Source organism: Empedobacter sp. UBA3239, assembly GCF_002362875.1.
Taxonomy (GTDB): Bacteria; Bacteroidota; Bacteroidia; order Flavobacteriales; family Weeksellaceae; genus Empedobacter; species Empedobacter falsenii_B.
The window spans coordinates 17,663-31,250 of the sequence record NZ_DEVJ01000082.1 but is presented as its reverse complement, the minus strand read 5'-3'; the positions used below and the strand labels follow the sequence as shown (position 1 = coordinate 31,250).

General features: G+C 29.8%; 14 protein-coding genes. 12 read left to right on the top strand and 2 right to left on the bottom strand.

The genetic code is table 11. The features are described 5' to 3' along the window. Window positions 1-63 precede the first annotated feature (63 nt). The 3 genes from B4G36_RS12370 to B4G36_RS12360 all read left to right on the top strand — a co-directional run bounded on the left by B4G36_RS12370 (window position 64) and on the right by B4G36_RS12360 (window position 3,014). Complete coding sequence (locus B4G36_RS12370; protein ID WP_291064221.1) at window positions 64-1,725, top strand: hypothetical protein; 1,662 nt, start codon at window positions 64-66, stop codon at window positions 1,723-1,725. Between the two features lie 10 nt (window positions 1,726-1,735). Next, complete coding sequence (locus B4G36_RS12365; RefSeq protein ID WP_291064220.1) at window positions 1,736-2,272, top strand: hypothetical protein; 537 nt, start codon at window positions 1,736-1,738, stop codon at window positions 2,270-2,272. A gap of 130 nt (window positions 2,273-2,402) precedes the next feature. Next, window positions 2,403-3,014, top strand: coding sequence for a class I SAM-dependent methyltransferase (locus tag B4G36_RS12360; RefSeq protein WP_291064219.1), 612 nt, complete (start codon window positions 2,403-2,405; stop codon window positions 3,012-3,014). Between the two features lie 94 nt (window positions 3,015-3,108). Here B4G36_RS12360 and B4G36_RS12355 read toward each other — a convergent pair whose 3' ends face one another. Together B4G36_RS12355 and B4G36_RS12350 are read right to left on the bottom strand one after the other, a co-directional pair. Next, window positions 3,109-4,674: a S41 family peptidase gene (locus B4G36_RS12355; protein ID WP_291064218.1), complete on the bottom strand. Its 1,566-nt coding sequence runs from the start codon at window positions 4,672-4,674 to the stop codon at window positions 3,109-3,111. Window positions 4,675-4,734: 60 nt separating this feature from the next. After that, window positions 4,735-5,334, bottom strand: coding sequence for an HD domain-containing protein (locus B4G36_RS12350; protein WP_291064217.1), 600 nt, complete (start codon window positions 5,332-5,334; stop codon window positions 4,735-4,737). A 172-nt stretch (window positions 5,335-5,506) separates the two neighbouring features. Here B4G36_RS12350 and B4G36_RS12345 point away from each other — a divergent pair, with 172 nt between their 5' ends. The 9 genes from B4G36_RS12345 to B4G36_RS12305 all read left to right on the top strand — a co-directional run bounded on the left by B4G36_RS12345 (window position 5,507) and on the right by B4G36_RS12305 (window position 13,566). Continuing rightward, entirely contained in the window at window positions 5,507-6,034 is a 528-nt protein-coding gene (locus tag B4G36_RS12345; protein ID WP_180905332.1) for a 30S ribosomal protein S16, read from the top strand. A 24-nt stretch (window positions 6,035-6,058) separates the two neighbouring features. Next, entirely contained in the window at window positions 6,059-6,583 is a 525-nt protein-coding gene (gene rimM / locus B4G36_RS12340) for a ribosome maturation factor RimM (protein ID WP_291064216.1), read from the top strand. Window positions 6,584-6,617: 34 nt separating this feature from the next. Beyond that, entirely contained in the window at window positions 6,618-7,202 is a 585-nt protein-coding gene (locus B4G36_RS12335) for a hypothetical protein (RefSeq protein ID WP_291064215.1), read from the top strand. Between the two features lie 67 nt (window positions 7,203-7,269). Then, a complete protein-coding gene (locus tag B4G36_RS12330; protein WP_291064214.1) occupies window positions 7,270-8,952 on the top strand; it encodes a glutamine--tRNA ligase/YqeY domain fusion protein in 1,683 nt (560 codons plus the stop codon). Between the two features lie 76 nt (window positions 8,953-9,028). Next, window positions 9,029-9,499 (top strand): hypothetical protein, encoded by a 471-nt coding sequence (locus tag B4G36_RS12325; protein WP_221854305.1) that lies wholly within the window; start codon window positions 9,029-9,031, stop codon window positions 9,497-9,499. Then, window positions 9,477-10,178 (top strand): RadC family protein, encoded by a 702-nt coding sequence (radC, locus tag B4G36_RS12320; protein WP_221854306.1) that lies wholly within the window; start codon window positions 9,477-9,479, stop codon window positions 10,176-10,178. Before B4G36_RS12325 ends, radC begins: the two co-directional genes overlap by 23 nt. 27 nt (window positions 10,179-10,205) lie before the next feature. Beyond that, the gene (locus B4G36_RS12315; protein ID WP_291064213.1) at window positions 10,206-11,435 is read left to right on the top strand and encodes a polysaccharide deacetylase family protein; all 1,230 of its coding nucleotides are present in this window, start codon (window positions 10,206-10,208) and stop codon (window positions 11,433-11,435) included. Continuing rightward, window positions 11,432-12,298 (top strand): hypothetical protein, encoded by an 867-nt coding sequence (locus B4G36_RS12310; RefSeq protein ID WP_221854308.1) that lies wholly within the window; start codon window positions 11,432-11,434, stop codon window positions 12,296-12,298. Before B4G36_RS12315 ends, B4G36_RS12310 begins: the two co-directional genes overlap by 4 nt. Continuing rightward, the gene (locus B4G36_RS12305; RefSeq protein WP_221854309.1) at window positions 12,295-13,566 is read left to right on the top strand and encodes a protein O-mannosyl-transferase family; all 1,272 of its coding nucleotides are present in this window, start codon (window positions 12,295-12,297) and stop codon (window positions 13,564-13,566) included. The genes B4G36_RS12310 and B4G36_RS12305 overlap by 4 nt, the downstream gene beginning before the upstream one ends. Window positions 13,567-13,588: the final 22 nt, after the last annotated feature.

Sequence of the window (13,588 nt, the reverse complement as noted above, 5' to 3'; positions counted from 1 at the left end):
TTAAAATGCACAACGGGTTACAATTTATTTATATTTAACTAATTATAATAAATTATAAATCTTATGAAATTAAAAAACTTACTCTTTTTGTCAGCTATATCATGTAGCTTTCTAACTACCTACTCTTGTAACGATGATAATTCATCGTCAAGTTTTAACGAAAATCAAAATGTTAAACAATCAAAAATATCCTTTGATTCTGGAAAAAAACTCTTGAAATTTTCTGGAAGAAAAAATGATATTAAAATATTTATTGAAGATACTATAAGTAAAGAAAAAATTTTCAATAAATATTACGATCAAGGATTTATCCCTTTAAGTATTTCTCCTGATATTAAAGACGAAGGTGTTATAAACAAAATGAGCAATTTGATTTTAAGTAATAAATCTACTTTAATGAATAAAAGCTCTGATGATACTTCTGATGAAACATTTTTAGAAGATGAAGATTTTGCTTCTATTTTAAATGATAAAGGTGCTGTTCAGTTGAATGACTCTATATACATGTACACTCCTAATGGTCTTTTCATTGTTCATCAAGATGATTATGATGAACTTGAATATTATATTGAAAAAAATCAAAATATAAGCATTCCTTCTGGTCTTAATCAGGTAACAGATAATATAACTTCTTACAGACCTGATTTAGCTACCTTAGGAACTGAATATGAAATGATTGCTCCTATAGACCCTGAAGATGGAGGAGGAGGTGGAGGAGGGACATATAACCCATCTCCTACAATACCTTCAAAAGGAGAAACAAATCATTATAAAAATTGTAATAATGGAATAAGTAATCCTTTTTTAGGTAATATTTTTGGAAAACAATATGTTTGTGAATATTTTTTTGATGGAGACCATCAAGTTAAAACTGTCTTTGAAATACAAGATTTTCTTTTATTCTATAGTGTAAGAGCTAAAAATAAGTATCGAAGAAAAGGTACTTTCGGATGGAGAACAGATGATGCTAGAAAATTGTATCTTAAAATAAATGATGGTTTAATTAAAGTGGAAAGAAAAACATTTACAGCTACATTTAATAATTCTCAAATTCAGCCGATAATAAAAGCTATTAATGATTTAATCACTGTTAAATCTAGTTTTGTCCCTGTTGTTACTAGTGAATTTTTATTGAACAGTTCTGGTAATTATACTCAAACCGACTATAGTTTAGCTACTGGAGATTTAGGTTATTACAATACTACAGGTATGTTAATATTTCCTCAAAACAAACAAATATCTAGTAGTGTAAATATGGATAGTTTTAAATCTTTATTAAACACATCTAAAAAATCTATTATTTATATAAATATATTTAATAAAGATCGAGAGATAACACACGAGCAAATACTAAAAGTAGCTGCAGATGCTTTTAAAAAGTATGCTACCGCTGGAAGAACACCTAGTGATATAGCAATTGTTATGAACGAAATTAAAGCTTCACAAGATAGAATAGATGCTCAACCTTTATATATTGTGACAAAAGATGAGCTTATAGAAGCTAATAACACACATAAAGTATTGAAAGATTTTGATATTAGAAAAGATTTTGACCTAAAAGAGTTTATAGTTGGTTTTAAAACAAACGAAAATGGCGACAAAAAGTTCGAAGTTAAATTTAAATTAGGTTTCAATAAAATAACTCAATATAAAATGGACATAGAAGGTGGTGTTTATTATAACAATCGTTGGGGTGGAACTAAATTTATTGTTCAAAAAAATTAATTTTAATAATATGAATTTAACTAAATTTTTCTTATTACTTCCTTTTCTTGGTAATGCTCAGCAGAGCAATGATACCTATAGAAATTCAAGAGTAATCGAAATAGGCACTCACGGTCTTAGTGTTGGATATGATATTCTTATTGGAAATAAATCATTTTTAAATTTTGAAACAGGAGTTGGAGGAGGATATAATCTAAATGACGATGCAGTTTCATATATTCTAAATTTTTCAAAACCAACTCCATATGTAAAATCAAGTTATTCTTTCTTTTATAATAAGGATAAAAGAATTTCAAAAGGTAAATCTTTGAAAAACAATTCTGGTAATTTCATAGAAGCTCAATTAAAATATTCCTTTGGAAATAAAAATGATATAGATTTAAACAAATCCTTATTAACAGATTTACATTGGGGTATTCAGAGATCTATAGGTTCTAATTTTTACTTTCGAACACATGTCGGTATAGGATACTTACAAGATTTTGATTTAAGTAAAGGAAACCTAACTCCTACATTAGGATTTAAATTCGGATATAATCTATTATAAAACATCTATAACACCTTTTATGTTGAAGTAAAAGGTGTTTTTTTTTATAGAAAAAATAGACTCAGTTCTGTAATTTTTGTTACACTTCATTTTAAATAAAAAGTCGAAATTGCATCAAAATACAAAAGCTATGAACGACAATAAAAAATCTCATTGGGAAAATATATACGAAGTAAAAACTCCAGAAGAAGTGAGTTGGACACAAGAAAAACCAGAAACTTCTTTAAGTTTTATTCATTCTTTTGGAGCTGGTAAAACAGCTAAAATTATTGATATTGGTGGTGGAGATAGTAAGTTGGTCGATTTTTTATTGGAAGAAGGATATGAAAATATTTCTGTTTTGGATATTTCTGCAAACGCGTTGGAAAGAGCAAAAAAGCGTTTAGGAAATAATGCAGAAAAAGTAACTTGGATTGTTTCGGATATCACCGAATTTGAACCTACAGAACAATATGACGTTTGGCACGATAGAGCAGTTTTTCATTTCTTGACCGAAGAAAATGATATCAAAAAATACCAAGATTTGGTCGCGAAAGCTGTAAAAGAAAAATTGGTTATTGGAACTTTTTCCACAAACGGACCATTAAAATGTAGTGGTTTAGAAATTAAACAAAATGATGAAACTTCTTTAACTTCTACTTTTCAAACTAATTTTGAGAAAATAGATTGTTTTACAATTGATCATAAAACGCCGTTTGACACAATACAAAATTTTATTTTTTGTAGTTTCAACAAAAAATAAAATGCGTTAGGGATTGCAGTGGAAATCCTTTGCTGTTGAGCAAAGATTGAAACGAAAAGCCCGCTCGAACGCCCAGAATATAAAAATCATCTCCTTAATTCAGGAGATGATTTTCTTTTTTTAAAACTTTATTGTATTCGATATTTCCTTTTTTGATATCATTTATAATCCATTTCAGTTCAGCATCCGTACGTTTAATTTTATCTTGCAAATTAGGCTGAATAAGTTGATTTGGATAAACGCCATGCGCTTGTTCATCTCGTTTTTCGATAGGAGAAAGATAAACTGTACCAACCGAAATTTTGAGTTTGGAATTGGGTAACGTAAATTTTGGCATCAACCCAGCAACCGTTCCATTAAAATCTCCACCCGTTTCTTCACCTACAAAAAATGCTCGATTTTTTAGTTGAAGATTAGCCGAAATCAACGCCGAAGCAGAGTAAGAACCACCGTTTATAATGACATACAAATTTTGATGATACACAAGGTCTTTATCTATTTTGACATGCGAAAAAGGTATGTGCAATTCGTATTCATTTTTCGCATTTTTGGACGTCGAAAAATAAGTATACCCCGAACCTAACCAAAGCAACGGATAGGAATAAACAGGAAAAAGATTGTAAAACGACTTGCCAAAAGAGGTTTTGTTTGCGACGATTTTTTCACCTAAAAAATCCTTGGAATCATCGACCAAATAAGCGTATAAATAGTGCGAATCTTTTAGGTAACCACCACCATTGTTGCGTAGATCGAGAACTAAATTTTGGACTTTATGATTCTTGATATCCGTAAAAACTTCTTTATATAGTTCGCGTATTTTACCTTTTCTGAAATCAGTCACTTTTAACACCGCAATCGTGCTGTCGTTCGTAGGAAAAGTCAAATCTTTAGAATAGGTTTTAGAACTTTTAGAATAGCCGTATTTCTTTTGTTTTATCCTAACTTTTCGCTCAGCTTCTTTCTGCTCTTTTGTAATTTTTGGCGTTTCTGCAACCTTTTCACTTTTAGGTTTGGGATAAGTGCGAAATGTTTTTTTTCGGATGATTGAATTCCCCATTTTAAAAGTTAACTCAACCGAATCTTTAATTCCATTTTCTAAAGTAAAATAATTGAGAAAAGATCGGTTAAACACATTATCCGAAAAAGTTTGATTTTCACCATCTCCATATATACTTTTTTTATATTTATCGTATAAATACTTTGTAGAAACACTATCGATATAAAGTAAAACCGAACCTTGATTAATCGGATTAATTTTACTGTAATCTGCCACTAAAAAAACTGAATCATTTTGCCAAAAAAAACTATAATCACTAAAAGCAGATTTAGATTCTTTGTATTTTTTTTCCTTACTCTTTTCTAATCGTTTATATATCGGATAAATATCTGTATGACCATGTTCTAAACTTTCGAAAATCGGAAAAAACTTGACATAAAAATCATTTGGTTTTAATGGTTTATCAATTGACTTTTTAAGACTATCAAATTTATAATCAATTTGTTCTTGAGAAGAGTATAAATCTAATTTTGGATGATATCTTTTTAGTTTTTTATAAACAAAATCTACATCTTTTTTCAATTTATTCACAGGAATCTCTTTATCAATATGTGCATTATATTTCTCGACAGAAGCACAACTGCATATCAATAAAAGTGACAAATAAATTAGAGTAAATTTTAGTTGCATTAAGGATAATTAAATGAATAATAAGTTACAATATTATTTTACTTCTTGATAAAATTCTTCGATAAAATTTTCCATATATTGATGACGTTTTAAAGCAATTTCTTTTGCTGTTTTGGTATTCATCAATTCTTTTAATCTAAATAATTTATCATAAAAATGTTGTACACTAGAAGCGTCTTTCGAATTATCGTATGGATTATACAAAATATTACCAACACTTCCGCCATATGCAAAACAACGCGCAATACCAACCGCTCCAATCGCATCTAAACGATCAGCATCTTGCACAATTTCAGCCTCGATAGTTGTTGGTTTATTTCCTTTACTAAATGAAACTTGCGAAACGATTTCCAATACTTTCTGAATAGATGTTTCTTCTACATAAATTGATTCTAAAAATTCTCTAATTAATTCCTCCGATTTATCAACTCCATTATGTAATTTATAATCACCAATATCGTGTGTCCAAGCAGCTAATTCGACCAAAAAAGAATCTGCATTTTCCGTTTCCAAAATCTTCTTCGCATTTGTTACCACACGTTCTATGTGAAAATAATCGTGCCCTGTTCCTTCATCTAAAAAAGTTTTTTTAATATAGGCTTGTGTTTGAGTAAGTATTTCTTGTTTGTTCATTTTTTAAATTTATTTCCGAGTTTAAAAATACGTCAGAATCATTATTCAAAAAACTTGATTTTTCAGAATTAATTTAATAATCACTTTTAAAATAATTATTTATCAAAAATATTGTATATTTGCACCTCAAATTTGTAAAACGGGACGAGTTCCCCAAATAATTAGTTATACTATGGCTACAAGAATTAGATTACAAAGACATGGTCGTAAAGGAAAACCATTCTTTCACATCGTAGTTGCTGACTCAAGAGCAAAACGTGATGGTCGTTTCATCGAAAAATTAGGTACTTACAACCCAATTACTAACCCTGCAACTGTAGAATTAAATGTTGATTCTGCTGTAAAATGGTTACAAACTGGTGCTGAGCCAACTAATACTGCTAAAGCTTTATTATCTTACAAAGGTGCTTTTATGAAAAAACACTTATTAGGTGGTGTTGCTAAAGGTGCGTTTTCTCAAGAAGAAGCTGACAAACGTTTCGACGCTTGGTTAGAAGCTAAAGGTGAAAAAGTTCAAGCTAAAAAAGACGGTTTAACTTCAGGTGCTGCTGCTGCTAAAGCTGCTGCATTAGAAGCTGAAAAAGCTGTTAATGAAGCTCGTGTAAAAGCTGCTCAGGAAGCTGAAGCTGCTGCACAAGTTGAAGAAACTCCTGCTGAAGAAGCAGAAGGTACAACTGAAGAAGTTGCTACAGAAGAATAATTTTTAAGTTCAGAGACGTTCCAAATGACAAAAAATGATTGCTATTATTTAGGTAAAATTACAAAGAGACATGGTTTCAAAGGTAATTTAATCATTCACTTGGATACAGACGAACCAGAATTATACGATACTTTGGAAGCAGTGTTCATCGAGCAAGATGGTACACTGGTTCCATTTTTTTTCGAAACTTCTCAACCTTATCAAGGCACAAAATTATTAGTAAAGTTTGAAGATGTTGAAGACGAAGATGTCGACAAATTAATTAATCGAGAACTTTATTTACCTCTAAAATCTTTACCAGAACTTTCTGGAACAGATTTTTATTACCACGAAATTGTTGGTTTCACTATTTATGACCAAACAAATACAGAAGTTGGAACAATAAAATCTGTTAATGATTCTGCAGCACAAGCTTATTTCGAGGTTGAAGCAAATGGAAAAGAAATCTTAATTCCGATGATTGACGAATGGATTCTTGAAGTTAATCGCGAAGAAAAAGCAATGCTTATCCAAATTCCTGACGGATTATTAGAAATTTATTTAGGGTAAAATATTATCTTTCATTTATTAATCTTTACAATAAATGGAAGAACTTATTCACTTTACTAATTCTACTCCATTCCATGGACACATTCATTTGATGTCATTAGAATTTGATGCTTTTAATGCTAAAATGAAGCTTATTATTCATGTTCGGTATGATGATTACGATCATTTATGGGAAATAAAAGCAGAAAACGTCATTGATTATAAAAACTTTACTCATTGTTCTTTAACTCCCTTTTTTCGGATTAAAGAATACTCAGATCATTTTCTAATTAAACACAATACTGAAGAGGAAATTAGAATCAAATTAGATATAATTCCTGATGAAGATCCAATTTTATTGGGTAAAATTCATAATTTTCTCAAAAAAGAAACTGGTTTATGGATGGATCTAAATAACTTAAACAAACGATACATTACCTTTCCGAAATCACTCGTTGATAAATTTAGATCGTTTTGTGAATCAGAGAATTTGACATACAAAATAGAGGAAATAAGCATACCTACTAAATCTAATCTAAAACTTTTATTTTTTGGAAATGATTTAATCGCTCCAGACAATTATAGTTTTAGACAGCCTTATATACTTGCAGAAAAATTTAAAGCAAAAAGACTTGATTAATCAAAAAACAATCACTCAATTTTTATTGTCAATTTCGTACCTTTGCAAACTCAATCGTAATTAAAAAATGGAAGAAGAAAAAAAATCATTGAATTTTATTGAGCAAATCATCGAAGATGATTTAGCCAACGGGATGCCGAAAGAAAATTTACGTTTTCGTTTCCCACCAGAACCAAATGGTTATTTGCATATCGGGCATGCAAAAGCAATCTGCTTAAACTTCGGTTTAGGACAGCGTTACAATGCGCCTGTAAACTTACGTTTTGATGACACTAATCCTGACAAAGAAGAGCAAGAATTCGTAGATTCTATCCGCGAAGATGTGAAATGGTTAGGTTTCGAGTGGGCTGAAGAACGCTATGCTTCTGATTATTTCCAGCAGCTTTACGATTGGGCTGTTCAATTAATTAAAGAAGGAAAAGCGTACATCGACGATCAATCTTCAGAAGTGATTAATGAACAACGTAAAACACCTTTTGAACCTGGAATTGAATCACCTTTCAGAAATCGTTCTGTTGAAGAAAATTTAGATCTTTTCGAACGAATGAAAGCGGGAGAATTTGAAGAAGGAACACATGTTTTACGTGCAAAAATTGACATGACTTCTCCTAATATGAACATGCGAGACCCTGTTATGTATCGTATTTTGAAACGTCCTCATCACCGTACTGGAGACACTTGGAAAATGTACCCAATGTACGATTGGACGCATGGAGAATCTGATTATATAGAAGGAATTTCACACTCATTATGTTCATTAGAATTCAAAAATCACCGCGATTTATACGAATGGTACGCGAACAATGTGGAACTACCAAATCAACCTCAAAAACCAAAACAACGCGAATTTGCTCGTGGTAATGTTTCGTACATGATTACAAGTAAACGTAAGTTGATGAAATTGGTTCAAGAAGGAGTTGTAACGGGTTGGGACGATCCTCGTATGCCTACAATTTCTGGTTTACGCCGCAGAGGTTATACGCCAGAATCGATTAAGAATTTTTGGAATACAGCCGGTGTTGCAAAACGTGATAATGTTTTAGATATTTCGTTATTAGAATTTTCTGTTCGTGATCATTTAAATAAAATTGCTCCTCGTGTTTTTGCTGTTATTGATCCAGTAAAAGTTATCATCGAAAATTATCCAGAAGGACAAGTGGAGGAATTAGAAATTGAGAATAATCCGGAAGATGAAACTGCTGGAACTCGTATCGTTCCTTTCACAAGAGAAATCTACATCGAACGTGAAGATTTTATGGAAGAAGCGCCTAAAAAATTCTTCCGTTTATCAATAGGAAATGAAGTTCGTTTGAAAGGTGCTTATTTCATTAAAGCAGAGAGAGTAGAAAAAGATACTGAAGGAAATATTACGACAATTTACGCAACTTACGATCCTGAAACGAAATCAGGAAGTGGAACTGAAGCTTCTAAACGAAAAGTAAAAGGTACTTTACATTGGGTTTCTGCAACAGAAAATATACCAATCGAAGTTCGTGAATATGATCGTTTATTTACAGTTGAATCTCCGGACGCGGAAAAAGATGTTGACTTTTTACATTATGTAAACCCTAACTCTTTAACTGTAAAACAAGGGTTTGCTGAACCTGCTTTAAAAGAAGCAAAAGTGGAAGATAAATTCCAATTTCAACGTATTGGATATTTTGCTTTAGACCGTGATTCTTCTCAAGAAAAATTAATTTTCAACAGAACAGTTACGCTTAAAGACACTTGGGCAAAAGTGAATAAATAGGAATCTATTTCTTTAAATATCAAGCTCGAACAAATTTGTTCGAGCTTTTTTATTATATTTATTTTAAATTACTAAAATGAATACTAAAATAACTTACATCATATTTACTGCTTTTATTGCTCTATCAAGTTGTCAATCAACAAAAACCACAGCTGAAGAAAAAGCTAATCATACAGAAAAAACTGAAACATCACAAAATTCGGCTTTAATTGGCAGATGGAAACTTGTTAAACTTTCTGGAGGAATTATGGGACGCGAACAATTACCACCTGTAGACCGTGTTACAGTTATAGAATTTACGCCTACTGAGATGATTACAATTATCAATGGTAAGGAAACAAATCGAGTAACTTATAATTTAGCAAAAGGGAAAAGTATTCATAAAACAGAGCTTGTTCCAATGATTTATACCAACAGAAATACATCAATGGGAAAAAGTTTTGAGATTGAACAAAATACACTTGGAATTAGCGACGAATTTCACGATGGTTTTTATTATACTTATATAAAAATTGCAAACGACGATGATGGATTACTTAGAGAATAAAAATTCGATAAAAAACTGGCATGAAGATGATCGTCCTCGCGAAAAACTAGCTTTAAAAGGACGTTCGTCGCTTTCTGATGCCGAATTGTTAGCGATTATTATGGGTAGCGGAAATCGTGACGAATCCGCTGTAGAATTGGCAAAAAGAATCTTAAATTCTGCGAATAATAATTGGAATGAATTAGCTAAATATTCGATTGTAGATTTATGCAAATTCAAAGGAGTTGGAGAAGCAAAAGCAATTTCGATAATCACAGCAATGGAAATTGGTAGAAGAAGAAATTCGCAAGAAGTTTTGGAACGTGATAAAATTACTTCGAGTAAAGATGCAGCCATCATTTTACAGCAACAAATTGGCGATTTACCAAACGAAGAATTTTGGGTGATGTTTCTCAATCAAGGAAATCGAATTATAAAAACTGAGCAAATTTCGCGAGGTGGAATTAATCAAACCGCCGTCGATATTCGAGTAATTTTTAAACGCGCCTTAGAATTAATGACAACTGGAATGATACTTTCCCACAACCATCCTTCTGGAAATCTTACTCCAAGTCAGTCTGACATACATATTACTCGAAAAATTAAAGAAGGTGCTACGCTTTTGGATATTCAAGTTTTAGATCACATTATTGTTTCTCAAAAAGACTTTTATTCATTTGCGGATGATGGCCTAATTTGATATCTTTAAGCTTTATTGAAAACTATTTTGAGTCAAGAAATCATCATATTTACAGAAAAAATTACGAGTCGAATTGAATATATTTTCGATTTTATTTTTCATGATTTTTCTGGAATTGACTACAAAACGACTACAGATTTTGAGGAGTTTTCACAATCAATTTTACCAAAAATCAACTTTTCAAATCAATTTTTAGAAAATGAAATCAATTATAAAGTTGATGATATTTTATTAGAAATAACTATTCGAAAAGATGTTGATTATTCAATTTTAAATGAAATAGGAAAATGTTTTTATTGGCTTTCTCGTTATGAAGAATACAATTCTCCTAACTATTTATTTGATGAACATAATCGCTTTTTAGGTTCTGATTTAGATTATTCTAAGCCAATTGTAGATGAAATTTGCATTGAAATTCAACAAAAAATAAAAGCTAAATTTCCTAAAATATCTTTTAAGCAAAGAGTTTTCAAACAGATTAATACTCACGATGTAGATTATGCATGGAAATATCTTCATCATTCACCTAAAGTAAAATTTGGTTCACTTTTTAAGAAAATTATTAAAGGAAATTTCTCAGAAGCAAAACAGCAAATCAAGGTTTTGAATCAGAAAGAAAAAGATCCTTATGATACATTTGATTATTTGAAAGATTTAGCTGAAAAACATCAAATCGAAACAATTTTCTTTTGGCTATTGGGTGATTATTCTACTTTCGATAAAAATCATCATTGGAAAAATAATGCTCAAAAAGATTTAATAAATAACATTTCAACTTGGGCAAAAATTGGAATTCATCCTTCTTATCAATCTAATTTTGAGAAAAATAAATTAACAACTGAAATTAATCGATTAGAAAAAATCATCAATCAACCGATAAAAAAATCACGTCAACATTTCATTAAATTGAGCTTTCCCCACACTTATCAACAATTGTTAATAAACGAAATTTCGGAAGATTTTACCATGGGATTCCCACATCAATTAGGATTTAGAGCTGGAACATCTACTCCATTCAAATGGTTTGACTTATCAACAAATCAACAAACATTGTTAACAATATATCCTTTTGTTGCTATGGATGTTACGTTAAAAAACTATTTACTATTAACACCACAACAAGCTATTGATGAATTAAAAACATTGAAGCAAACAATTAAAAATGTCAACGGAACGTTTATAACATTATTCCACCAATCTAATCTAACAGAACAATGGATAGAATGGCGAAACGTCTACGAAAGTATTTTTAAATGATAAAGCGAGTTTCACGAAAAAAATTAGATGTTAATAAATACACCGAATGTTTAAATAAATCGGTGAACTATCGTATTTATGCGGAAGTTTTTTATTTAGATGTTTTGGTTGAAAACAATTGGGATTGTTATGTTTTGAATGATTATGAAGCAATAATGCCTTTGCCTTTTGTGAAAAAATTTGTGTTTAAATTTATTTCTCAACCTATTTATTGTCAACAATTGGGTGTTTTTCATCAAGAAAATTTGTCGAAAGAAACCTTTCAACTTTTTGAGAAAAAATTACATCGAAATTTAGTGAGAGCTTATTCTTTTAATGAAGAAAATACAGAAATGTTTGAGCCGAAGGGAGAAAAAAGAGTGAATCAGGTTTTGAATTTAAATTTTGATTATAACATTTATTTCAAAACTATTCGTAAAAATAGAAAACAAGAAATAAAAACTGGTTTACCTGAAAATTATAAGATTTGTCAACATTCCAAAAACATAGATTTTATCGACTTACTTGATAAAAACTATTCGCATATAAAGAAAGAATTACAACTCAAAAAATTAGTAAAACTTGTTAATAAACTACAAGAAGAGGATAAATCAATTACAATTTCTATAGAAGAAAATCAACAAGTTTTAGCTAGCTCTTTTTACATCATATCTGATAAAAGATTGATTCAACTGTGTAATGCAAAAGTTGAAAATAGTCCAGTCAATTTAAATTCATTTATTGTTCATCATATCATTAAAACGAATTTAAACAAAAGTATAACCTTAGATTTCGAAGGTTCAAGTTTGAAAGGTGTTCAAGAATTTAATGAAAGTTTTAGAGCGGCAACACATTATTTCACTTGTTATAAAAACTTTCTATGATAAAAATTTTTTACCATTTATTTGTAACTTTATTCTTCTTGATTATTTACCGTTTAGGAAGTTTTAGTAAAATTACTTTCGGAGATTCTGCAGGAAAAATTTTGGACATTGAAGCCAATCAATTCAATCTTGAGACGTATTCCATTACACATTTTTTATATCAAAACTTTACAATTCTTATTTACAAACTATTTCCTGATTTTAGTACAATAGAAATTGGACGTTGGGTAAATATTATTTCAGCAATTGTGGTTCTAAATATTTTATTCATAATCCTTCAAATTATTACTAAAAAAAAATGGATTGCTTTATTAGGAACGATTGCATTCGGTTTTAGTTTTACGTTTTGGAAAAATACAGAAAATATCGAAGTATATACATTTTGCTTAATTTGGATAACTTTATATTGTTTATTCTCTTTAAAATTTATTCAACAAAAACAACCTATAAATATTCTATTTGCTGGTATAATTTTAGGAATTAGCTTTTTTGCGCATATACAAGGAATTTTATTACTTCCTTCATACTTTTACTTATGTTATTTAGCCTATGACAATACAAAAAATAAGACATTTGGTTATTACCTTTTTATTCCTATTATATTCTTAGCATCTTTATACATTTATCCAATCGTTCATAACGAATCAATTAAAAACGTTTTATCTTCCTCAGATAAATCATGGGTTTCTGATTCTTTGAAAAAAGATTTTTTAAGTTACATAAAAGACTTCGTTAAAGCTTTTGGTTATCTAATTTACAACTTTTGGTGGATGAATATTTTCTTATTATTTATACCTATTAGAGATTATTTCAAAAATAAAATATTACTTTTTTTAATTATTTTTGGGCTACCTGTTTTTGGATTTTCTACTATTTATGCTGTAAGTGACAACTATGTTTTCTTCTTAAATTTCAATCTTAGTTTTTTGATTATTTCGAGCATTGGATTAAATTATTTTATTACAAGATTCCCGAAGCATACAACTATTGTTTCAGTGCTTATATTTTCAACACCATTCTATTATTATACAGCAAAACAACTTGTTTTAAAAACTAATAAAGGTCAAGAGTTTCATCATCAAAAATCTTACAAAGATGGCTTGAATTATTATTTACTTCCATGGATGAACAACAATAAAGGAATAATAGAAGTTATTTTAAACAACGAGGAAACGAATGAAGATATTGAATGGATGAAAAAGTCTGCCCAACAATTAATTGATTTAAAATCTAAAACGATGACAATTGAAGAAATTAAAAAGTTGTAACTTAACATACAATTTTTTATTT